This is a genomic window from Winogradskyella luteola (assembly GCF_019203985.1).
Classification (GTDB): domain Bacteria; phylum Bacteroidota; class Bacteroidia; order Flavobacteriales; family Flavobacteriaceae; genus Winogradskyella; species Winogradskyella luteola.
The window spans coordinates 60,149-83,216 of the sequence record NZ_JAGSPD010000006.1; the positions used below are offsets into that span (position 1 = coordinate 60,149).

Sequence of the window (23,068 nt, forward strand, 5' to 3'; positions counted from 1 at the left end):
CAATATCTATGTATGATTATTTGTTTTATAAACCATAAAGTTTAACTTTGACTTTCTAAATTTATATTTTTCATGAGAAAATTACTTTTATTAACAACACTTTTAGCCTTTTCTATATGCTCATTTAGCCAATCAAACGATAAGCAATGGTTTGGAAGCGTCGGTTTAAATGCCATTAATAGTCAAGGTACTCAATCGCCAATTAACGGAATAGGTGATTGGGCAATCAATATCCCTGTATCTCTTGCTGTTGAAGTGGGTTGGACTTCGGGTTTATCTATTGAGCAAGCCTTTACTTTAAATTCATTTAGCGAGGGAGATGAAATTGATGGTGTAGAATTACCTGAAGACTACACTTACATGTCATTTGACACCCATGCCAAATATTATTTTGGTAAACATTTGTTCCCTAGTGCTGACTGGATAGATTTTTACGGTAATGCAGGTGTTGGATTTTTCCATATTGACAATACCAATGTTTCACTTAACCTGGGTGGTGGTGTTTTATTTTGGTTAAATAGAAGACAAACATTTGGAATTCGAGCGCAAGTTATAGGTAAATTTGCTTTAGACCACTCTGATAGCGGACTTGATAATAATCATTACCAAACTCACATACAAGCTATATTTGCATTGTAAAAGTTTTAAGACATTATATATTGAAAAGTCTCATTTTTACAAATGAGACTTTTTTGTTTGACCTAATTAGCACTCAAAAAATTAGCAAATCTAGTCCATATCAAAACGGACTCCGACAGAAATATTGTTTTGGTCAATCGCTTGGTTTTTAAATAATGGGTTAAGATCATACTTAACATACAAAGCCACTTCGCCAAGTGCTACATAACCACTTAGACCATAGACGAAACTGCTAACTTCAAAACCTCCACGTTGTTTATCTTTAATACGGTTACCGTCTTCTTTGTACTTTAGCTTTTGCATACTTCCAATGTTAAGACCTGCATAACCACCTAAACCTATTTTTAATTTTTTACGGGTTGAGTATCTAAAGTAATCTTCTTTTTCAATCTTTTTAGACGGCCCGAATTCTAAATGTACTGGAAACACTAAATTGGTGGTTCTAAATTTTGCTTTATCTAAATTAGATGGAAACTCTTGTAGCGAAATTTCGTCGTCATTATTCACAAAATATTGATCGTCTTTAATGTCTAACTTATTCCATTGAAATGAAAATCCATACTTTAATCTCCAGAAGTTAGTGTTGTCAAAGATTCTCGTTTTCCAAGCATAACCCAATTCCAAAAATCCAGAACCTCCTATTTTATACGGTGAGTCGTCTATACTCTGTCCATCAATTAAAGCATTATTAAACCCTATGGCAAAAACAACATCTTCTGTGGTTCTCCTATCATATTTTCTAGGCTTATCTTGTGATTTTTCACCAATGTATATAAAGCTTTCACTTGTATTTTCATCACCACCAATCCTTAGGATAAATCCATCATCATCTCTTTTGTGTTGATATGCGTCATAACCATTTCTATTTAAAAGTGCTATTTTTCCATTAATTATCTCAGTTCTGGTTTCAATGTTTAGTGCAGCTATTTTAGCAGCTTCTTTTTTGAGGTTTTCTGCCTCCTCTGCAGTAATTTCCTTCTTATCTAACCGTTTATTGATTTTAGAAATCTTAAGTTTCAAAATCTCTTTTTCTTGAGCTTCGATTTTAGTTTTTTCGTTTTCTAAGTCATTGATTTTTTCGTCTACCTCTACTTTTCTAATAGAATCTAGCTTTCTATCCTGCCCCTGTACAGTAGCAAATGTCATTGCAATAATGGTGTAGACTACTAATCTTGTAATTGTGTTCATAACTGTTCGTTTTTTGATTATTGATGTTTATTTTGGCTACTTGCCGTAACCTAATGCCATTTGATTCTTATTACAGTTCTCTTTAACAGAATTCCTGTCTTAATTATAATTTGTTAATTGTTACGCTCTGCAACTGCAGTTTTAATTGTCTCGTAACTGTCTTTAAGCGCTTCAAACACTTTGCTCCTAAACGATTGACCCATTTCCTCTTCCACATCTTGCAATAGGGAATTGGCATCAACAGTTTTGCTAGTTTGTTTTTGTAATTTATCTTTGAAAAGTTCCTTGCTCGCAAGTTTCAATAATGAGTCTACTTCTCTGTCCGTAACTGTTTTATTTTCAGATTTAAATTCATTGATGGCTTGCACAACTGCGCCTTCTTTAATTTCTGGTTGACTAATTATAGGCTTTTGCCCATTGCTAACTTTGTTAGGTTCTTCTATTTTTATGCTTTCAGATTTATCTGTATTTACAAGTTGTGTTTTAGTCTTTTGCTTTTTGAGAATTACCGATTTATAATCAATAATTTTTGGTTTTTCTTTAACCTGACTAGTACTGATTTTTTCTTCAATTTGTTCATCTTCTATAACTAATTCGGTAGTTTTTATCTCATTTATATTAGATTGTAAGCCTTCGATTTCATTTTCGATTGTATCTTCTTCTACCAGCTCTGGTATTGTATTATTAACAGCTTTAGAACCCAGTGTTTGTACTGCAATGGCCAGCATAAGGATTAAGCCTGCAGCAATCCCCATCCACCAAAACCAAGGGTTTTTGGCTTTCTTTTCTTCGGTATCTAGATGCTTAGACAGTTTTGCCCAACTATCTGCTGATGGTGATAAGCTGCGTTTTTCGAGCTTATCCTTTAACTGTTCTTCAAATTTAATTGGTGCCATAACTACTGTTATTTAGTTCTTTTATTTTTTTCTGAAGCATTTGTCGTGCTTTAAACAATTGTGATTTCGAAGTGCCTTCAGAAATATTTAACAATTCAGCTATTTCATAATGTTTGTAGCCTTCTATAGCATACATTACAAATACCATTTTGTAACCTTCTGGTAAACTATCTATCAATTGCTGAATTTCTGCAACTTCAATATTAGTCTTAATATTATTGGCGTAATCGTGCTCTAGGTATTCATCTTCTGCAGCAAACTCAATATGCTTTTTCTTTCTTAGGTATGAGATGGCTTCCCTTACCATAATTCGTCTTATCCAACCTTCAAAACTGCCTTCATTTTTAAATGTCTTTAAGTACTTAAACACCTTAAAAAAGCCGTTCAACATTACTTCTTCTGCCTGGTATACATCTTTTATATAGTATCTACAAACACTTAACATTTTTGGCGCATGTAACTCATATAGCACATGCTGTGCTTCGCGATTATGCTTCGCTGCTCTTTGTATAAGTTTTGTTTCGTTTTTATGAAGTTGGATAACTTTCATTTTGTTAATTACGATTGCACTTCTACTTATAAAGACGCAATTGTTGTATTAATGGTTGTCTGAAAAGTGAAAAATACCACAATAAACATTCAATTTACTGATTATCAAATAAATAAAATTTATTTTTTTCTATCAATAACATAATTCACCATAAGCTTAAGCGAAGATTTATATGGTGATTCAGGATAATCGTTCAATAAATTGAGGGCTTCTTTTTGAAAAAGCTTCATTTTTGAAATAGCATAATCTAAGCCATTATTAGATTTCACAAAGGCAATCACTTCCTTAACACGTTTCTTGTCCTTGTTATGATTTTTAATGGAGTTGATTAACCAAGATTTTTCTTTTTTAGAGCAATTATTTAAAACATGAATTAAAGGCAAGGTCATTTTTTGCTCTTTGATGTCAATTCCTGTTGGTTTTCCTATAGCTTCTTCCCCATAATCGAACAAATCGTCTTTTATTTGAAATGCCATACCGATAAGTTCACCAAACTTTCTCATAGTTTCTACTTCTGGTAAATTTGGTTTCACGGAAGCTGCACCTAGACTACAACATGCCGCAATTAAGGTTGCTGTTTTTTGACGAATAATTTCATAATACACAGTCTCAGTAATATCGAGTTGTCTGGCTTTTTCAATTTGAAGTAATTCGCCTTCACTCATTTCACGTACGGCAACGGAGATGATTTTTAATAAATCAAAATCATTGTTGTCTATAGAAAGTAATAAGCCTTTGGATAATAAGTAATCACCAATAAGTACGGCAATTTTATTTTTCCAGAGTGCATTAATAGAAAAGAAACCGCGTCTTCGGTTACTATCGTCAACTACATCATCATGGACCAGCGTGGCTGTATGGATGAGCTCTATCACCGAAGCACCACGGTAGGTACGCTCACTAACTTCTCCATTATTGAGCATCTTAGCTACCAAAAACACAAACATAGGCCGCATTTGTTTACCCTTGCGGTTAACGATATAATGTGTTATCCTGTTTAGGAGTGCAACCTTGCTTGCCATAGAGAGCTGAAACTTCTGTTCAAAAAGTTCCATCTCATAAGCAATAGGTTGTTTTATTTGTTCGGTTATTTTCATTTATAATTTTGAACTCTGCAAAATTACGAATTATAGTAAGGTTTTATTCTTAAAAAATGAATTATAGACTTTTAACATTCTATAAAGACAATTATTTGTAACTTTAGGGCTATTAATCTAAAAAACAATCTTTATGAAAAAAATTACTTTACTACTATTAGCCCTTTCAATAAGCGCAATAAGCTATGCTCAATTCCCCGAAAGTTTTGATGGTGGTCCGAATCTACCTGCAGGATGGGTTGAATTTATAGGGGCAAATGGTGAAGGCACAACATGGAATTGGACAATTAACGACGACGACGACTACGCATCTGTTAGATGGTCTGAAGTACTCGCAGGTGGAGTTACCGCAGAAGATTGGCTAGTTACTCCGCAAGTTACTATAACTTCCACGACTAACCAGTTATCATTTTTTATGACTGATTTTAATGCACCTGATTTTGGCTCTGAAGTAACTGTTAGAATTTCAACTGATGCCAATCAGACCAATATTGCTGGCTTTACAGATATTTTGTTAACTGTAGATGAGTTAGATACCAACGGTGCTGGTTTTCAGCCATTTACCGTAGATTTAGATGCTTATGTAGGTAGTACTATTTACATTGCTTTTGTTATGGAGAATAATGATGGTGACGGATGGGGTTTAGATGATGTGAATCTTGAGGCATTGCCAGATTGCCCTGCACCAGTAGTTACATTCGATGATTTTTCTTCTACAACAGTAGATATATCAACAAATACTGTTGGAAACTTTAATGTAGAATGGGGTGAATTTCCTTATACGCAAGGTAGTGGTGGTAGTACAGCACTTATTACAAATGGTGATACTTACCAAATTAGTAATTTAACTCCAGGAGTATCTTATAACGTTTTTGTTAGACAAGATTGTGGTTTTGATGGTGATTCCAGCTATGTAGAGATTGTTGTAGGCACGGCACCAGACGACCTCAGTACATTGCCACATACTGAAGATTTAGAGCCTGATGCTAACCAAGCACTTTTACTCAATTTAGGATTATCTTTTGATAATAACACCGGTAGTTGGAATTTTGGACAAGACAATACCACTGATGGTGACACTACAAATGATTTTGCTAGTAATGGTATAAGTTATATGTTTTCCTCTAGTACATTTTCTGATGCAGATGCAGACGCAACTGTATTTATTGGACCATTTGATTTAACCACAGCCAATGAATATACCTTTACTTTTCAACAAAGGAATTTTGCAGCAGCATCATCTACAACACCTGTAAGACCAAATAAAGATATAGAGATTGTAGTAGCAACGACTAACGATGGTACAGCTAACACAGTTCTAGCAACTTTTGATGATTTAGATAATTTGACTTATGTACAAAGAATGGCCTCTTTCACTCCTTCCAGTGATGGATCTTATTATTTTGGTGTTAGAGATAAATCTAGTTTTCTTGCTACAGTAGAAGTAGGAAATTCTGTAATTATAGATGATCTGAACATTACAAGCCAATTGAGTGTTGATAGCTTTGATGCTAGTGCTTTTACACATAATTATAATAAAGAATTAAAAACACTTAATTTAGAATCTTTTAGTGGAGCTATGACAAAAGTGGATGTATTTTCTCTACTTGGTCAAAATGTAATTTCTAAACCTTTAAGCAATACTTCTGAATCTATTAATGTGTCATCATTAAATGATGGTGTATATTTAGCTAAAGTAAGCATTGATGGAAATTCTAAAACAATTAAGTTTGTAAAGAACTAATTATCTTTACCAACAATACTTATAGAAAAGCGGCTTTTCAGCCGCTTTTTTATTTAATCCTTTGTAGCCTTTACTCATGAGCAATATCTGCATTTCAATCTGTTAATTATTACATTATTATGCAATGCAATACTTATATATGTGATCTCGTTAAGTGAGACAATTGCAAACTCTCTTTTTAATTGACTTGAATTCAATAAGTTCTATATCAAAACTATTTGCAAACTAAGCTATCTTAGTGCAAAGTCATGAAATTATGAAGCAAAATATATTTACTTTTAGTTGATGAAAGTTTAAGATTTTAATTTAAAAAAGAATTCTAGATTAAACCTCTACTTAAATTCTCTCATCAACTACTTTAAATTGACATACATCCGATATTTAACATAAATATTAAATATTTTCTATATTTTTAATAGTATTAATTAAAAATAATAATCCATGAAAAAAATTACTTTACTATTAGCTTTTATAGCTTTTCAATTTAATTATGCCCAAGATACTTGCGCTACAGCTTTAGCTGCAACTGTAAGTACCACTATTTCAGTTGGTACAATAAACGGAACTGTGGACAATGGTTGCAATTGGGATACAGCTGCTACATTTGGTGAATGGTATGCATTTACCGCCACTTTGGACGGCGTAGCTACTGTAAACTCCGATTTACCTCAAAATGATGGTATAACGAATAGTGATGATACGCGCTTAAGTATATTTACTGGAACCTGTGGAGCTTTGACATGTTATGCGGTGGGAGATGATGTGAGTGACACAAATTACCTCACGAACATTACCTTCGCTGTTACTTCTGGTACAACTTACTATCTGCATTGGGATGATAGGTGGTCTGATTCACAGTTTGATTTTGAGATTACAGAAGAAGCTGTTAGCTGCCCTGATGGCTCCTTACCATTTTTTGATGATTTTACTAATCCAAATACATTTATTGCTTGCTGGGAAACTATAGATAGTGATGGGGATGGACAGGGTTGGTTTACAGCTGACTATGACCAAGATGGTAATATGGTACCAGATGGTAACCCTATGCTTGGTTCAGCTTCATGGAATGACATTGCATTAACACCAGACAATTGGTTAATCTCACCTCAAATTGATTTAACCTCTTACAGTACTGGAGATCTTATTGAACTTTCTTGGGACACTAGAGGAATAGACCCAGATTTTGCTGCTGAAAATTATAGTGTTTATGTTGCTACCAACAATTCAATAATAGATTTGGAATCAAGTAGCACAACGTTTACTGAAACACTTTCCTCTAATGATCCCGATATGGATGGTTTCGGAAACTTTGAGAGTAGAACTCTCGATATTAGCAGCTTTGTTGGTCAAACAGTTTATTTTGCTTTTAGACACCATGCAGTTTCTGATGAATTTGTACTTAATATTGATAATATTGGAATTGATGTTACTCTTAGTATAAATGAGTTTGAACAAAATGTATTCACACATAACTATGACAAGGTTTCAAAAACACTTAATCTAGAATCTTCTAATTCAGAGATGACTAATGTTGAAGTTTATTCTCTTTTAGGTCAAAGTGTAGTTTCAAAACCACTGAGTAATACTTCTGAATCTATTGATGTTTCATCATTAAATGATGGTGTATATTTAGCGAAAGTAAGCATTAACGGAAACTCAAAAACAATTAAGTTTGTGAAGAACTAATCTTTACATCATATTTTACTTATAAAAAGCGGCTTAATGCCGCTTTTTTATTCTAACTTTTATTTGCCAACTGACCGCAAGCCGCATCTATATCCTTGCCTCTACTCCGTCTTACAGTTACCGTGATATTGTTAGCTTCTAAAACATTGACGTACATATCCAAAGCTTGTGAATTGGCCTGTTGAAATTCACCATCATCAATTGGGTTGTATTCGATAAGATTCACTTTGCTTGGTGCAAACTTGCAAAATTCCACTAAAGCATCCACATCTTTTTTCTTATCATTAATGCCATCCCAAACTACATATTCGTACGTGATTCTATTTTTGGTTTTAGCATACCAATATTGCAAAGCTTCTCGCAAATCATTTAATGGAAACGTCGCATTAAAAGGCATAATGGAAGTCCTTACCTCATCAATAGCAGAATGCAAAGACACGGCTAACTTAAATTTCACCTCGTCGTCCGCCATTTTTTTAATCATTTTTGGTACTCCAGACGTAGACACCACAATACGTTTTGGTGACATGCCCAAACCTTCTGGTGAAGTTATTTTGCCAATGGCTTTGAGTACGTTGTTGTAGTTCATAAGTGGCTCTCCCATTCCCATAAAAACAATATTACTCAAAGGTCTTCCATGATACAATCTGCTTTCATTATCAATAGCCACGACTTGATCGTAAATTTCATCTGGGTTAAGATTACGCATACGTTTTAATCGTGCAGTGGCACAAAATTTACAATCTAAACTACAGCCCACTTGAGACGATACACAAGCAGTAGTACGTGTAGCTGTAGGAATTAAAACAGACTCTACAATTAAGTCATCATGTAACCGTACAGCATTCTTTATTGTACCATCAGAACTCCGCTGCATTTGATCTACCTTTATATGGTTGATAACAAAGTTGTCTTTCAACATCTGTCTTGTTTCTAAAGATATATTGGTCATATCCTCAAAACTATGTGCTGATTTTTGCCATAACCATTCGTATACCTGATTACCTCTAAAAGCTTTATCTCCTTGCTTTACAAAGAATTCTCTCAGTTGTTCTTTGGTTAGTGCTCGTATGTCTTTCTTTTTTATTTCCATTGTGATTGCAAAGTTACTTAAATGAGGCGGAAAACCTATTCATAAAAAAAGCCTCTAACACTTCGTCTTCGCTCAGTGACCTAGAGGCTCTAGTAGTAATTTTTCAATCTTTATAATTAGATAATGAGCATGGCATCACCATAAGAATAGAATTTATACTTTTCTTTTACGGCTTCTTCGTAAGCTTTTTTCATAAAATCATGACCTGCAAATGCTGAAACCATCATCAATAAAGTTGATTTTGGTGTATGGAAATTTGTTATCATGCAATTGGCAATACTGAAGTCGTAAGGAGGAAATATAAATTTATTGGTCCAACCTTCAAATTCATTTAATCTCCCATTAGAAGATACAGAACTTTCAATAGTTCGCATTGATGTAGTACCAACAGCACAGACACGCCTTTTATTATCAATACCCTTATTTATAATATCTGCTGCTCTAGAGGTTATCACAATTTCTTCGCTATCCATTTTGTGCTTTGATAAATCCTCAACTTCAACTGGATTAAACGTACCCAAACCAACATGAAGCGTAACTTCTGCCATTTCTACACCTTTAATTTCTAAACGCTTTAAAAGGTGCTTAGAAAAATGTAAACCTGCAGTTGGTGCTGCTACTGCCCCTTCGTTCTTAGCAAAAATTGTTTGGTAGCGCTCTTCATCTTCGGGTTCAACATCTCTTTTAATGTATTTGGGAAGTGGTGTTTCACCAAGTTCGGTTAACTTTCTTCTAAAATCTGTATAAGAACCATCATATAAAAATCGTAGCGTACGACCTCTTGATGTTGTATTGTCAATAACCTCTGCAACTAAGGTCTCGTCTTCACCAAAATAGAGTTTATTACCTATTCTTATTTTACGAGCAGGATCTACCAAAACATCCCATAGACGTTGGTCTTGGTTTAACTCACGTAATAAAAACACTTCTATACGAGCACCTGTTTTTTCCTTATTACCAAATAATCTCGCAGGAAAAACCTTAGTGTTGTTCAAAATCATTACATCACCTTCATCAAAGTAATCAATGACATCCTTAAAGAGCTTATGCTCTATGGTTTGCTTTTCTCTATTGAGAACCATTAATCTTGCTTCGTCCCTGTGCTCTGCAGGGTGTTCTGCCAATAATTCTTCTGGAAGATCAAAACTAAAGTTTGATAATTTCATATGTAGTGGTTGTTTATTTTTTGAAGATGCAAATATACAATCTCAACATAGGCCTTGTCAAGTAAATGACTGTTTTATTTTAAATTGAAGCCAATAGCTTTAAAGTCTTCCCAAAATTGGGGATAGGATTTACTCACCACATCTGCATTTTGGATGTGAATTGAAGTTGTAAGAGCTAAAGGTGCAAATGCCATAGCCATTCTATGGTCATTGTAAGTCGCAACTGAAATATTACTTTTAATAACTTTGGAAGATTTTAGGTGCAATGAGGTATCAGTAATACTTATATCAGCACCAAATTTTTCCAATTCAGTTTTAAGGGCTACCAACCTATCTGTTTCTTTTATTTTAAGTGTGTGAAGCCCTGTTAAATCACACGCAATACCCAAACCAAACGCAGTTACAGCAATAGTTTGTGCTATATCTGGAGCATTGCTTAAATCAAGATGTATTGACAATTTTTGATTAGCGTTTGTTGATTTATGAAGTGTTATGGTACTGGCTTCAAAATTAGTTTCTACTCCGAATGTTTTATATACTTCTGATAAGATTGAATCCCCTTGAAGGGAATCTTTTTTATAGGATGATAAGCTGAGTTTTGTTCCAACCTCACTAAGTGCTACAACACTATAAAAATAAGAAACCGAAGACCAGTCTGACTCTACTGTCAAGGTTTGAGGCTTGAGGTTTGAGGTTTGAGCCTGAACCGTTATCTGATTATCCTTAAATTCAGTTTCAATTCCAATTTCATTCAAAAGACTCAAAGTCATTTTAATGTAAGGTACAGAAGTTATTTTACCATCTAAAATTAATTCTAAACCATAATCCAATTTTGAGGCTATAAGCAGCAAAGCCGAAATGTATTGACTGCTCACGTTAGCTTTTAAGATCACTTTTGAATTGGTTAGTTTCTTACCGCTAATTCTTAGTGGTGGAAAACCTTCTTTATCCAAATAGTTAATATCAGCTCCCAGTTGTCTTAATGCATCAACCAAAATCTGTATTGGTCGTTCTTTCATTCTTGAAGATCCTGTTAGGATAACTTCTCGGTTTTCTTGAATGGAAAAATAAGCCGTTAAAAAACGCATAGCGGTACCAGCATGATGAATATCAATAACTTCATCTTTTGATTCCAAAGCGTTTTGCATTAATACTGAATCATCAGAATTGGATAGGTTCTCTATGGAAATACCTGGATATAAAGCTTTGAGCAAGAGCAGGCGATTAGATTCACTTTTTGAACCCGTTACAGCAATTGATTTTTGGTCATTATCGATTGTCGATTTCAGAATTGTAATATCCATATAAAAAAGATTCCCGCTTTAGCGGGAACAAATCTACTTTAATTTATCGTTATTATGATGCCTGTTGTGGTCTCGTTTAGCCTTTAAATTCATTTTTCTGTCAAATGCTTCCTGCAAATCAATTCCTGTCTGATTTGCTAAACATAAAACTACAAACATAACATCAGCCAGTTCCTCACCGAGATCTTTATCCTTGTCACTATCCTTTTCACTTTGCTCACCATAACGTCTAGCAATAATACGAGCTACTTCGCCGACTTCTTCTGTAAGCTGTGCCATATTAGTTAGCTCGTTAAAGTATCTTACGCCATGCTCATTAATCCAATTATCAACTTCTTTTTGCGCGTTTTTTATATTCATTGTGGTAACTTTGCTTTTCTAGAAATTAGAAGTAACGATACTTCAAAATCCAACTATTTATTCTTTAAACGTTGGTTTAAAAGATTTGTAGTATTCGTTAAACTTTTCTTGTGTGTCCATTTCTTTGTATTTGTCACTTTGAAACAACTTTAAGTATAATTCTAATTGCTGTGGCTTACGATAACCACTAATAGGTGCAATAATATTAGCCTCTTCATCAAAATACACTATTGTAGGATAAGCTCTAACTTTAAGATACCCAGTAAATTCATGCGCACTATTACGTCTATTAGCTTTTGCCGGATCGTACTTAGGGTTTTTAAATGTTTTTTCGTTAAACGTAACTACATCATTTCCTTCTCCATTAAATTTTACCGCATAATAATGCTCATTAATATAATCCACAACGTCTGCGTTATGGAACGTGTTTTTATCTAGCAGCTTACATGGCCCACACCAATTGGTGTAAACATCCATAATAATCTTTTTAGGCTCTTTTTTTTGAAGCTCTACCGCTTCTTCTATAGTGATCCAGTTGATTTCTTTTCCTGATGTTTTTTTTGCTTCTTGAAATGACAATAATGTTCCAAAAGCAATAAATGCTATAATATAATGTATTTTCTTCATGTCTAATTTGTTGCAAATGTTATACCGAACTTACAAAAAATGCTCCTTATAAGGAGCACTTTAAGTATTTTTAACTGTTTTGATTAGCGTACTCCGTGCATTAATCGTTTTAATAGCGGATGTAGCGCAAAGGATACTAAACCTAAAGCCACAGGAACTATTGTGAAAATTAAAAAGAAATAAGAGAGACCGTCTTCTCTAGTAATTTTTTCAATATCCCCACCGACATAATGTGCCATCTTATTTCCAATTGCTATGGCCAGATAATAAACACCAAACATAAATGCCACCATTCTTGCTGGTACCAACTTACTTAAATAGGACAATCCCATTGGGGATAAACACAACTCACCCAATGTGTGGAATAAATAAGCAAAAACTAACCAGATCATACTCAATTTTGCAGTCTCAGCACCTAGTGGAACATTTCTAGTTGCAAAAGCTAATAATCCGAAACCAATAGCCATGATGATTAGCCCTAAGCCATATTTAACTGATGCAGGAGGGTTATATTTACTGTCCCACCATTTTGTAAATAATGGCGCAAACACAATTATGAACAGGGAATTTAATATGGCAAACCACGTTATTTCTACTTCTTTAGCCTCAGCACTGAAATTAACGTAAAGCTTATATATTACCAATGCCCAAATTATAATAAAACTTATGGCAAGAATAATATTAGATAAACTAATTCTATTGAATGTTTTTCTAAATAAACTTAATAGTACATATGTAATTATCCCTATCGGTACAATTGTAACTATAGCATCTATAATCTTAAAAATAGAAGCGGCATTACCCTCCAATACTCTATCTGTGAAATCTCGCGTATAAATTGGCAACGAGCCAGCAGCCTGTTCAAAAGCTGCCCAAAAGAATATGGTAAAAATACAGAAGATTGTAAAAGCTATCATCCTATCTCTAACTATTCTTTCATAGCGAGGAATTCTTACTACAAGAATTACAATAAACATAATTGCAGCCAATAGTGCAAAAAACAGAGAATCCGTCATTCCTGCTATACTAAAATTGAGTGTATTTATGTTACCTATCTTACTTAAAGGATCATTGATTATAAATATCAGTGCTGAAATAATAAAAATGCCTATTAATAAGTAATCAATTGTTACAAAATGATTTAATTTATCACTTGCTTTTTCTTTTTGAGTATCTAAATCTTCTGAAAGTGTGTCAATTATTCCTCTATTTTCATTTTTGGGCTTAGCACCAACATCACCAAATAAAGGTTGTGCATAGTAAAACTGCAGCATACCTAAAAGCATAAAAATTCCAGCCAACCCAAAGCCATAGCTCCAACCAACATTTTCTCCCAACCAACCACATAACATAATACCTAAAAATGCTCCAGCATTTACTCCCATATAAAAAATATTGTAAGCACCATCCTTTTTCTCATCATGGCCCTCATACATCTTCGAAATAATCGATGTCATATTGGGCTTAAAAAACCCATTTCCAAGAATCAAAAGTGCAATTCCTATATATAAAAATGTTGGAGTTTCCACAGCCATTGAAGCATGCCCTAGAGTCATTAGTAATGCGCCAATTACTACAGCCATTCGATAACCAATTTTGTTATCCGCTAACCAACCGCCAATAATAGGCGTTAGATAAACAAGCATGGCATAAGTACCTAACAACGAAAGTGCCGCAGGCTTGTCCCATCCCCAACCTGGATTTTCACCAGCAACTAATCCTGTTAAAAATATAACCAAAATAGCTCGCATTCCGTAATAGGAAAAGCGTTCCCACATTTCGGTAAAGAAGAGTACGAACAATCCCGCAGGATGTCCCATTACTTTTGTTTCGAAAAAATTTTCGGATGAATCATTCATAAATTAGATAGTTTAGTTAGTTAAATGGAAAAAGCCCTTATATACAATTGAGTATAAGGGCTCTAACTTTTTTACTTTAATTATTAATATCCGGATCTGCCAATTCATATTTTTCGGCTTCTAATATCTCATGTTCGTTATCTTCGGCTCCGTGGGTTAATGTCTCTAATTTCTTTCTGAAAACCATAACTATAAGTCCAAAAGCAACACAAAACATAGCTATTCCTGTAAAAATTGTGAACTCTCCTAATTTTTCTGAAGCTTCACCTAAAAGACCTGCTAGCTTATTACCGAAACCTGTCATAGCAAAATATACACCCATCATTAGAGAAGCATATTTTAATGGTGCAAGCTTTGTAATGTAGGATAAAGCAACTGGTGAAATGCAAAGCTCTCCTATGGTATGAAACAAATAGGCTAAAACTAACCAGTACATAGCGGAAGAACCTGTACTTTCAAATTGAGCAGACGCAGCAGACATAAAGAAAAATCCTGTACCCATTATTATTAAACCTATTATCATTTTAAATAATGATGTTGCATTTTTACCCTTAAGTTTTCGACTTGCCCAATAGGCAGCTACTGAAGTTCCTAAGAAAATAATAAACATAGCATTCAATGATTGGAACCAAGAAGCTGGAACTTCCCATCCCATTAGCATCCTATTTGTATTGTCCATAGCATAAATATTCATTAAGCCTCCAGCTTGTTCAAAAGCCCCCCAAAAAACAATAACAAGTAAAAAGGAAATAAATAAGACCACTACACGATCTTTTTCAACTTTAGTTAAGGGACGTTTCATAGCTGCTTTTTCCTCTTCGTTTTCGGAATCACCAGTAAAATTACCAACAGTTTTCAAATACTTTTGACCAACTAAATACTGCAATAATCCTAAAGCCATACCAATTCCTGCAAGCCCAAAACCATAATGCCATCCGTGAACTTCACCAACGTAACCAACAATTAAACTCGATAAAAATGCTCCTATGTTAATGCCTATATAAAATATAGTGAAGCCTTTATCCCTTCTAATATCGCCTTGCTTATACAATCCGCCTACCATTGTAGATATATTAGGCTTGAGCATTCCTACACCAGCTATGATAAGTCCTAAACCTGTGTAGAATGCCCACATCTGTTCTATAGCTAAAATACTGTGTCCAGCCACTAGTAGAATTCCACCATATAATACCGATTTCTTCTGTCCTAGAAATTTATCCGCTATCCAACCCCCAGGTATTGAAGCTACATATACCAACATAGTGTACCAACCATATAGCGCCAAGGCTTCACCGTTTGTCCATCCAAGACCTGCGTTATCACCTGTTGCTTGAGCTACTAAATATAAAACTAGAATTGCTCGCATTCCATAATAAGAAAAGCGTTCCCACATTTCTGTAAAAAACAATATGAATAAACCTACTGGGTGGCCAAATAGTTCTCTTTGATGCGGTTGTTTAATTGCTGTTGACATATAATATATTTTAGTTAGTAATAATTCTTATTTAGCCTTTTATCTTAGATGTTTCTTGTTCTTTTTTATCTTCTTTTTTAAGCTTATCACCTAAAGTTCTATTGATAAAATTCGTCATCTTTTTATATAAATGTAATCTTGTATTTCCTCCATAAATGCCATGATTTTTATCTGGATAAATCATCCACTCAAATTGCTTATCGGCTTGCACCAACGCTTCGACCATACGCATGGTATTCTGTAAATGTACATTATCATCACCAGAACCATGAATTAAAAGAAAATCACCTTCTAATTTATCTACATGATTTATTGGAGAGTTTTCATCATAACCGCTTGGGTTTTCCTGTGGAGTCGTCATATAGCGTTCTGTATAAATGGTGTCGTAGAATCTCCAGCTTGTCACCGGTGCTACGGCAATTGCCATTTTAAAGACATCATTACCTTTAAACAGAGCATTACTACTCATAAAGCCTCCGTAGCTCCAACCCCAAATTCCTATACGTCCTTCATCAATATATGGTAAAGCTCCTAATTTTTTAGCTGCAGCAATTTGATCTTCAACTTCGTATTTACCGAGTTCGTTCTGAGTTACTTTTTTAAAGTTTGCGCCTTTAAAACCTGTTCCCCTACCATCGACACAAACTACAATATATCCTTGCTGTGCCAACATCTGATACCAATAATCGTTAGCACCATTCCAACGGTTAGCCACTTGCTGCGAACCTGGACCAGAATACTGGTACATAAAGAGTGGGTATTCTCTCGATTCATCAAAATCTGCTGGTTTAATCATCCACATATTCAAATCATTACCATTCACATTTATAGTACTGAATTCTTTTTTGGATGTAACATAATCTCCTACTTTTTGAGCCAATTTATCATTGTCTTTAATCCCTTTTACAAGTTTTCCTGATTTAGAATTATGCAATGTATATTCTGGTGGAATTGTAGCACTAGAATGTGTATTGATAAAATAGGTGAAATCCGCACTAAAAGATGCGCTATTAGTGCCGTCAGTTTTAGTTAGACGTTCTTTGTCTTTTGCGTTTAATTTAATGGAATACACATCCCTATTAATTGAACCGTTTTCGGTTGATTGAAAATAAATAGTATTCTCTTTTTCGTTGAACCCATAGTAATTGGTCACTTCCCAATTGCCCTTAGTGACTTGGTTTAGCAACTTTCCATCTTTTGAATAATGATAAATATGATTGTAACCGTCCTTTTCGCTTGTCCAGATAAAACTGTTATCCCTTAAAAATGTAAGGTCGAATGTGACATCGACATAGGCCTTGTCTTTTTCCTCTAAGACCAAGTCATAGCTCATTGCGTAAGTATCAATCATCCAAAGATCTAGTTCATTTTGGTGACGATTCATGTATTGCGCACTTAGTATTTTTGGATCTTTAGTCCATTTTATTCTTGGGATGTAATAATCCGTATACGCTTTATCAACTTCTAAAGTTTGCGTCTTGTTGGTATCTAAATCATATAGATGCAAAGACACTTTAGAGTTGGCCTCACCTGCTTTAGGATACTTAAAAACTTGCTGCGTCTGGTATAAGCCAGAACCATAAACATCCATTGAAAACTCTGGTACTTCAGATTCATCAAAACGAATGTAAGCAATTAAGTTGCTATCCGCATTCCAGTCAAAAGCTCTAACAAAGCTGAACTCTTCTTCATAAACCCAATCCGTAATGCCGTTTATAATTCTGTTCTTTTCACCATCATCCGTAAGTTGCTTTACTTTACCTGATTCTAAATACTTTACATAAAGGTTATTTTCAAAACCATAAGCAATTTTCGATCCATCTGGTGATAATGTTGGCTCTTGTACCAAATCATCAGATACTTTGGTTAAAACTTTAGTTTTAAGATCGTAGACATAATACTCACCTAATCTCGAGCGTCTAAAAACAGGTACTTCGTTAGTCGTTAAAATTACCTTGGTCTCATCATCGCTGAAACTGTAATCAAAAAAACCTTGGATTTCTGAAATCTCTTCAGAAGACACCAAAGTTTTCACTTTTTCTAAAGTCTTATAATCGTAAATATCTATTGTAGAAGTTCTGGTATTCCTATCAAAATTCAAGACTGAATATTGCTTTCCATTCTTCATTGAATGCAAGGCTTGCATGCCTTCTGTCCTAAATTCACCGCTCCAGATATCTTCGAGTGAAATCTGTTTGTCTTGACCATAAATTAAAGCAGTTGTTAAAAATCCTACTATTGCAGCGAAGTGTCTTATTCTCATTAAATTTCTATTTCATGTGTTAATATGTATTGTTTTTCAACAGTCACATGGAACATCCAAATTATCATTTCGCTTTGTGATTAATAATTAATGATAGATGTTTCATTATAGGCATGCCAAGTTTACTAAAAATTATGCAAAAAATAGGCATTATTAACAGTAAATCGGCAATAATGCTATATAATGCACACATTTTATGCCATTCTAAGTATCTTTGCTTTTTCAAAATCATTACCCTATGCCAAACGCAATTTCTGGCTTTTCAAAGCTTACAAAACCCGAAAAGATCGAGTGGCTCCTAGATACTTATTTTTCTGACAAAGAAGCCGCAAGAACATTGGTAAAGCAGTATTGGAATTCTGACGAAAAGCTTCAGAAACTTCATGATGAATTTATTGAAAATACCATAACCAATTATTATCTGCCTTTAGGAATAGCACCTAATTTTCTTATAAACAATAAGCTTTACACTATTCCAATGGCAATTGAGGAAAGTTCAGTTGTTGCAGCAGCAAGTAAGGCTGCAAAATTCTGGATGGATAGAGGTGGTTTTAAAGCTGAAGTGATCTCAACAGAAAAAATAGGTCAAGTCCATTTTACTTATAATAGTGATTTTGAAAGTCTCAAAACGTTTTTCGAGACTGTAAAACCTAAGTTAATCGCTTCTACTTCCGATATTACCAAGAATATGAAACGCAGAGGAGGCGGTATTTTAGATATTGAACTGAAAGACAAATCTAAAGATTTAGACAATTACTATCAGTTACATGCCACGTTTGAAACGCTTGATGCGATGGGCGCAAATTTTATCAATTCTTGCCTAGAGCAATTTGCAAAAACATTTAAAAATGAGGCAACCAAGCTTAAAGGTGATTTAGATATAGTGATGAGTATTCTCTCTAACTATGTACCTAATTGTTTGGTCAGGGCTGAAGTTTCTTGTCCTATTTCAGAACTAAAAAGTAAAGACATTGCTAACCCTAAATTGTTTGCAGATAAATTTAAGCAAGCCGTTAATATCGCTGAAATTGAGCCTTACAGAGCAGTAACCCATAACAAAGGGATAATGAATGGTATTGACGCTGTTGTTTTGGCCACAGGAAATGATTTTAGGGCTGTTGAAGCTGGCGTGCACGCTTTTGCTTCCCGAAACGGTAGATATTCGAGCTTAACACATTGTTCTATAAATGATGGAATTTTTAAATTTTGGATTGAAATTCCTCTAGCACTGGGAACTGTTGGTGGCTTAACAAGCCTGCATCCATTAGTAAAGTTTTCTCTTGAAATGCTAGAAAAACCTTCTGCAAAAGACCTAATGCAAATTGTTGCTGTTGCTGGTTTGGCTCAAAATTTTGCAGCTTTAAAATCATTGACAACCACTGGTATACAAGAAGGGCATATGAAAATGCACCTGATGAATATTTTAAATCAGTTTGAAGCCACACCCGAAGAAAAAACACACCTTATTGAATACTTTAAAACCAATGTTGTGACGCATAGTGCTGTGGCTGAGGCTATAAATAATATTAGAATAAATTAACCCATACTGGTGGCTGAGCGTAGTCGAAGCCCCATGAATTAAATATGTCCAAAGGTTACGTTTACATACTTGAGTGCAGCGATGGCACATATTACACAGGAAGTACAATCGATATTGAAAAACGTATTGCACAGCATAATGATGGAAAAGGATCTAACCACACCAAAAAAAGATTGCCCGTTGAATTGGTATATTTTGAAGAATTTCAAAGAATTGATGATGCATTTCGTAGAGAAAAACAAATTCAAGGTTGGAGCAGAGCTAAAAAAGAAGCTCTAATCAATAATAATTTTGAATCATTAAAAAGCCTATCAGAATGCAAGAATGATAGTCATTACAAATTGTGGCTTCGACTACGCTCAGCCAACGAAAACCGACTACGCTCAGCCATCGAAAACCAAATAGAGAATAAAAACTCTAAAACATACAGAAGTAATGGCAAGCTCATACTAACGGGTGAGTATGTGGTTTTGGATGGCGCAAAAGCATTAGCCATACCAACAAAATATGGTCAAAGCTTAACTGTTGAACCTAATGATACTAAGACTATTATTTGGAAAAGTTTTGACGAGAAAGGTAACGTTTGGTTTGAGCATGAGTTTGCCTTAAAAGACAATGAGATTCAAAAACATACTTCGACTAAGCCCAGTATAAGAGTTCAGAATGACAATCAGGTATCTGTTCGTCTATTGGAAATACTTAAAGTTGCGCAAGAATTAAATTCTGAATTTTTAAGTGACAATCAAGGTTATAATGTTACAACTCATCAAGATTTCAACAGAAAATGGGGCTTAGGAACATCTTCTACATTGATTAATAACATTGCTGATTGGGCAGAAGTTAATGCTTATCAGCTTCTACACAAAACATTTGGTGGTAGTGGTTATGATATTGCATGTGCCCAAACTCAAAGGCCTATAACTTATCGTATTATTGATAAAAAACAAAGGCTCGTTGAACCCGCATTTTTTAATCCTCGTTTTAAAGACAATTTATATTTTGTGTACCTCAACCAGAAGCAAAACAGTAGAGATGGTATTGCTTCTTATAGAAAGAACGCAAAAATTGACAGAACCATAATCGAAGAAGTGAATGCAATTACTGAGGCTATAGTACTATGTGAATCACTTTCAGAATTTGAAACGCTTATCAACAAGCATGAGACTATTATTGCTAGACTTATTAAGCAAGACACCATAAAATTTCGACTTTTCAAAGACTACAATGGTAGTATAAAAAGTCTTGGTGCTTGGGGAGGAGATTTTATTTTAGTGACTTCAGAATCAAATCCTAAACATTATTTTAAGTCTAAAGGATTCGATACTATTATCCCTTATGATGAAATGGTTTTGAGATGAAACAAAAAGGCTTTACAATTTATGTAAAGCCTTCTCTTTAATCTTGTACTACAACAATTAGTAAACCGTCTTAGCTCTATTATCTTCAATATCGGCTGCTTCTTCTAAAGCTTGATATACTTTATTTTGAACTGTATTTCTACGTGTAGTATTAAGCCTGTTCATTATAGACGTGTAGTTATCTAGTTTAGTAGCTTCAGTTATTTTGGTAACTTCTACAACATAAACTCCTTTTTCGCCATCTATTGGTTGAGATACTTTACCTTGCTCTAATCCAAACGCTGCACCAACCACTTTAGGTTCAACACCGGCTCCAGCAAGTGTTGTATTTTTCATTGTTACTGCTGCTGCTGTTTTTATGCTTTGCCCTTGATTTTTAGAAATTTCATCAATAGTCGTTCCTGTCATTTTATTACGAATCAACTTGGCCTTTTTCTCTTTTCTAATTTCTGGGGCAGCGATTACAGAAGCATCTTCAACATTCATTAAACCTTCTTCATTCTTTTCTACAAGTTTAGCCACTATAAATCCGAAACCTGAAATTGGGAATCTTTTGTAATCTCCAATATCTGTATCGTCTTCGAAAGCCCAACGCACAACTTGTCTTTGGCTTCCTATACCTGGTATATTTTCGTCCAATTCCTTAAACGTAATTGGTTTAACGGTTAATTCACGCTCTTTAGCCAATTCATTAAAATCGCCATCCTTGGCTGCAATTTCAAACTTAGATACCTTATTAAAAACATCTTGAAGTGTTTGATCCGATGGCTCTATCTTTCTTGCTATAGTTGCAACTTTAACCGCATCATTAAAACTCTTCTGCTCTAATATCTCAATGATATGGTAACCAAAAGATGTACCTACAACGTCGATATCTCCTTCTTTATTATCAAAAGCAAATGCCTTAAACTCTGGTGCCATACTAGCATTGTATGCAAATTCAATTTCACCGTCATTTTCATTACTTACCTTGTCAGAAGATAAGTCTAATAAATCCATAAACTTGGTGCCACTTTTTATCTTTGCTAAGATGCTATCTGCAGTTTTCTTTGCTTCTTCTGGTGTTTTTGTAATAGATGCATCAGCTCTTTGTCCACCAACATAAGGAATTAATATGTGTCTTACATTTACCGAATCTGCCATTTGCTTGGTAGCAATAACTTTAGATAGCTTAAAATATTCACCATCTTTATAAGGCCCGTAATATTCACCTACCTGCAATGCCATTAAACTATCTTTTGCCACGGTTGATAATTCTGCAGCTCTTAAAAAGGAATCATTGTACTTTACATCAGAAGTAGAGTTAACAAATTCTTCCATATTAACAACAGAATCAAATCCTGGGATAGTATCATAGTTTCCACTACTATCATTATATTCTGTTTGATCACTTTTTAACTTTAATAATGCATTCTTAATAGCATCTTCATCGGCTTTAGAAGCTTCTTCTTTAAACTCTACATAAACTACCTCTCTATTAGCGTCTGCCTTAAACTTTTCTTTATGATCTTTCATGTATGCCTTAACGTCAGACTTAGAGACTTCTACTAAACTATCAGCAATCGTTGTATAAGGTACTTGTACAAAACGAATATCTACAGTTTTTGCATCTGCCAAATACTCATCTTCTGCCTCTGCTATTGTTGTGCTTATACCAGCTTTAATCATGTTGTAATATGATTGCTGAACTGCATTAGCCGCAATAGACTGCTCATTATTCGCCCAACTTTCGTAATTAACCATAAGATTACCCAATGGCGCTGCTTCTCCCTTAAGATCTTTTAAGTTAGCGATAAAAGCATTTAATCGGTTAACATCAAAGTTTCCGTTTTCATCTTGAAAATCTGGATATGAGGAAAAACTATTTTTGAGTAAATCGCGCATTTCATCTTTCTCAACAGATAAGCCTAATTCGTCAAATTCGTTTTGCAAAATAATTTTACGAAGCTCTTGGTTGTAAATCGTATTCATTGCTTGGGTGTTAGATACTCTTCCTCCAGCTCTGTCTTGATAGTTTTTTACCTTTTGTTGAAACTCAGTTCTATTGATATCTTTACCATTTACGGTTGCGATAACATCTTGAACCGCACCAGTAAGTGCATCAGAATTTCTAAACAAGTCACCAATTACAAAGGCAAACAATGCCATTGCAATAACTATAATTAATACCAGTGAACGTTGTCTAATTTTATTTAAAACTGCCATAGTTTATTTTTTTCGTATA

18 protein-coding genes are annotated in these 23,068 nt (G+C 34.4%); 5 read left to right on the plus strand and 13 right to left on the minus strand.

The genetic code is table 11. From position 1 onward, the window contains the following. The first annotated feature begins 72 nt into the window (after window positions 1-72). Window positions 73-639, plus strand: a complete 567-nt coding sequence (locus tag KCG49_RS08675) for a hypothetical protein (protein WP_218545892.1) — start codon at window positions 73-75, stop codon at window positions 637-639. A gap of 90 nt (window positions 640-729) precedes the next feature. On the opposite strand, the gene KCG49_RS08680 is transcribed toward KCG49_RS08675, so the two are convergent. The 4 genes from KCG49_RS08680 to KCG49_RS08695 form a co-directional block, all read right to left on the minus strand. Further along, window positions 730-1,827, minus strand: coding sequence for a hypothetical protein (locus KCG49_RS08680; protein WP_218545894.1), 1,098 nt, complete (start codon window positions 1,825-1,827; stop codon window positions 730-732). Between the two features lie 113 nt (window positions 1,828-1,940). After that, complete coding sequence (locus KCG49_RS08685; protein WP_218545895.1) at window positions 1,941-2,723, minus strand: hypothetical protein; 783 nt, start codon at window positions 2,721-2,723, stop codon at window positions 1,941-1,943. Then, window positions 2,710-3,273: an RNA polymerase sigma factor gene (locus KCG49_RS08690; RefSeq protein WP_218545897.1), complete on the minus strand. Its 564-nt coding sequence runs from the start codon at window positions 3,271-3,273 to the stop codon at window positions 2,710-2,712. Before KCG49_RS08690 ends, KCG49_RS08685 begins: the two co-directional genes overlap by 14 nt. A gap of 119 nt (window positions 3,274-3,392) precedes the next feature. Further along, window positions 3,393-4,370, minus strand: coding sequence for a polyprenyl synthetase family protein (locus KCG49_RS08695; RefSeq protein ID WP_218545899.1), 978 nt, complete (start codon window positions 4,368-4,370; stop codon window positions 3,393-3,395). A gap of 133 nt (window positions 4,371-4,503) precedes the next feature. On the opposite strand from KCG49_RS08695, the gene KCG49_RS08700 reads away from it, so the two are divergent. Together KCG49_RS08700 and KCG49_RS16450 are read left to right on the plus strand one after the other, a co-directional pair. Beyond that, window positions 4,504-6,114: a T9SS-dependent choice-of-anchor J family protein gene (locus KCG49_RS08700; protein ID WP_218545901.1), complete on the plus strand. Its 1,611-nt coding sequence runs from the start codon at window positions 4,504-4,506 to the stop codon at window positions 6,112-6,114. 441 nt (window positions 6,115-6,555) lie between these two features. Next, entirely contained in the window at window positions 6,556-7,800 is a 1,245-nt protein-coding gene (locus tag KCG49_RS16450) for a T9SS-dependent choice-of-anchor J family protein (protein ID WP_256259928.1), read from the plus strand. A 52-nt stretch (window positions 7,801-7,852) separates the two neighbouring features. On the opposite strand, the gene rlmN is transcribed toward KCG49_RS16450, so the two are convergent. The 8 genes from rlmN to KCG49_RS08745 form a co-directional block, all read right to left on the minus strand. Then, the gene (gene rlmN, locus KCG49_RS08710; RefSeq protein WP_218545903.1) at window positions 7,853-8,893 is read right to left on the minus strand and encodes a dual-specificity RNA methyltransferase RlmN; all 1,041 of its coding nucleotides are present in this window, start codon (window positions 8,891-8,893) and stop codon (window positions 7,853-7,855) included. Between the two features lie 116 nt (window positions 8,894-9,009). Continuing rightward, window positions 9,010-10,059 carry a tRNA preQ1(34) S-adenosylmethionine ribosyltransferase-isomerase QueA gene (queA, locus tag KCG49_RS08715; protein WP_218545904.1) on the minus strand — a complete coding sequence of 350 codons (1,050 nt, stop codon included), beginning with the start codon at window positions 10,057-10,059 and terminating at the stop codon, window positions 9,010-9,012. A gap of 74 nt (window positions 10,060-10,133) precedes the next feature. Next, window positions 10,134-11,363, minus strand: coding sequence for a 3-phosphoshikimate 1-carboxyvinyltransferase (locus KCG49_RS08720; RefSeq protein WP_218545906.1), 1,230 nt, complete (start codon window positions 11,361-11,363; stop codon window positions 10,134-10,136). Window positions 11,364-11,396: 33 nt separating this feature from the next. Next, window positions 11,397-11,723: a nucleotide pyrophosphohydrolase gene (locus KCG49_RS08725; RefSeq protein ID WP_218545908.1), complete on the minus strand. Its 327-nt coding sequence runs from the start codon at window positions 11,721-11,723 to the stop codon at window positions 11,397-11,399. A 57-nt stretch (window positions 11,724-11,780) separates the two neighbouring features. After that, window positions 11,781-12,350 (minus strand): thioredoxin family protein, encoded by a 570-nt coding sequence (locus KCG49_RS08730; protein WP_218545909.1) that lies wholly within the window; start codon window positions 12,348-12,350, stop codon window positions 11,781-11,783. A gap of 83 nt (window positions 12,351-12,433) precedes the next feature. After that, complete coding sequence (locus tag KCG49_RS08735) at window positions 12,434-14,209, minus strand: peptide MFS transporter (RefSeq protein WP_218545911.1); 1,776 nt, start codon at window positions 14,207-14,209, stop codon at window positions 12,434-12,436. Between the two features lie 76 nt (window positions 14,210-14,285). Next, the gene (locus tag KCG49_RS08740) at window positions 14,286-15,683 is read right to left on the minus strand and encodes a peptide MFS transporter (RefSeq protein WP_218545913.1); all 1,398 of its coding nucleotides are present in this window, start codon (window positions 15,681-15,683) and stop codon (window positions 14,286-14,288) included. Window positions 15,684-15,714: 31 nt separating this feature from the next. Further along, window positions 15,715-17,946, minus strand: coding sequence for a S9 family peptidase (locus KCG49_RS08745; RefSeq protein WP_218545914.1), 2,232 nt, complete (start codon window positions 17,944-17,946; stop codon window positions 15,715-15,717). Between the two features lie 238 nt (window positions 17,947-18,184). Between KCG49_RS08745 and KCG49_RS08750 the strand changes: the two genes are divergently transcribed. Both KCG49_RS08750 and KCG49_RS08755 read left to right on the plus strand, forming a co-directional pair. Next, window positions 18,185-19,486, plus strand: coding sequence for a hydroxymethylglutaryl-CoA reductase, degradative (locus KCG49_RS08750; RefSeq protein WP_218545916.1), 1,302 nt, complete (start codon window positions 18,185-18,187; stop codon window positions 19,484-19,486). Window positions 19,487-19,530: 44 nt separating this feature from the next. Then, window positions 19,531-20,844, plus strand: a complete 1,314-nt coding sequence (locus KCG49_RS08755; protein ID WP_218545918.1) for a GYDIA family GHMP kinase — start codon at window positions 19,531-19,533, stop codon at window positions 20,842-20,844. A gap of 57 nt (window positions 20,845-20,901) precedes the next feature. Here KCG49_RS08755 and KCG49_RS08760 read toward each other — a convergent pair whose 3' ends face one another. Beyond that, window positions 20,902-23,049 carry a peptidylprolyl isomerase gene (locus KCG49_RS08760; RefSeq protein WP_218545920.1) on the minus strand — a complete coding sequence of 716 codons (2,148 nt, stop codon included), beginning with the start codon at window positions 23,047-23,049 and terminating at the stop codon, window positions 20,902-20,904. Window positions 23,050-23,068 lie beyond the last annotated feature (19 nt).

Coding starts and splice junctions, on each gene's coding strand:
- KCG49_RS08685 (WP_218545895.1), bottom strand. CDS start 2,723: ATGGCACCAATTAAATTTGAAGAACAGTTAAAGGATAAGCTCGAAAAA.
- KCG49_RS08680 (WP_218545894.1), bottom strand. CDS start 1,827: ATGAACACAATTACAAGATTAGTAGTCTACACCATTATTGCAATGACA.
- KCG49_RS08675 (WP_218545892.1), top strand. CDS start 73: ATGAGAAAATTACTTTTATTAACAACACTTTTAGCCTTTTCTATATGC.
- KCG49_RS08760 (WP_218545920.1), bottom strand. CDS start 23,049: ATGGCAGTTTTAAATAAAATTAGACAACGTTCACTGGTATTAATTATA.
- KCG49_RS08695 (WP_218545899.1), bottom strand. CDS start 4,370: ATGAAAATAACCGAACAAATAAAACAACCTATTGCTTATGAGATGGAA.
- KCG49_RS08725 (WP_218545908.1), bottom strand. CDS start 11,723: ATGAATATAAAAAACGCGCAAAAAGAAGTTGATAATTGGATTAATGAG.
- KCG49_RS08745 (WP_218545914.1), bottom strand. CDS start 17,946: ATGAGAATAAGACACTTCGCTGCAATAGTAGGATTTTTAACAACTGCT.
- KCG49_RS08735 (WP_218545911.1), bottom strand. CDS start 14,209: ATGAATGATTCATCCGAAAATTTTTTCGAAACAAAAGTAATGGGACAT.
- KCG49_RS08750 (WP_218545916.1), top strand. CDS start 18,185: ATGCCAAACGCAATTTCTGGCTTTTCAAAGCTTACAAAACCCGAAAAG.
- KCG49_RS08690 (WP_218545897.1), bottom strand. CDS start 3,273: ATGAAAGTTATCCAACTTCATAAAAACGAAACAAAACTTATACAAAGA.
- KCG49_RS08740 (WP_218545913.1), bottom strand. CDS start 15,683: ATGTCAACAGCAATTAAACAACCGCATCAAAGAGAACTATTTGGCCAC.
- rlmN (WP_218545903.1), bottom strand. CDS start 8,893: ATGGAAATAAAAAAGAAAGACATACGAGCACTAACCAAAGAACAACTG.
- queA (WP_218545904.1), bottom strand. CDS start 10,059: ATGAAATTATCAAACTTTAGTTTTGATCTTCCAGAAGAATTATTGGCA.
- KCG49_RS08755 (WP_218545918.1), top strand. CDS start 19,531: ATGTCCAAAGGTTACGTTTACATACTTGAGTGCAGCGATGGCACATAT.
- KCG49_RS08730 (WP_218545909.1), bottom strand. CDS start 12,350: ATGAAGAAAATACATTATATTATAGCATTTATTGCTTTTGGAACATTA.
- KCG49_RS08720 (WP_218545906.1), bottom strand. CDS start 11,363: ATGGATATTACAATTCTGAAATCGACAATCGATAATGACCAAAAATCA.
- KCG49_RS08700 (WP_218545901.1), top strand. CDS start 4,504: ATGAAAAAAATTACTTTACTACTATTAGCCCTTTCAATAAGCGCAATA.
- KCG49_RS16450 (WP_256259928.1), top strand. CDS start 6,556: ATGAAAAAAATTACTTTACTATTAGCTTTTATAGCTTTTCAATTTAAT.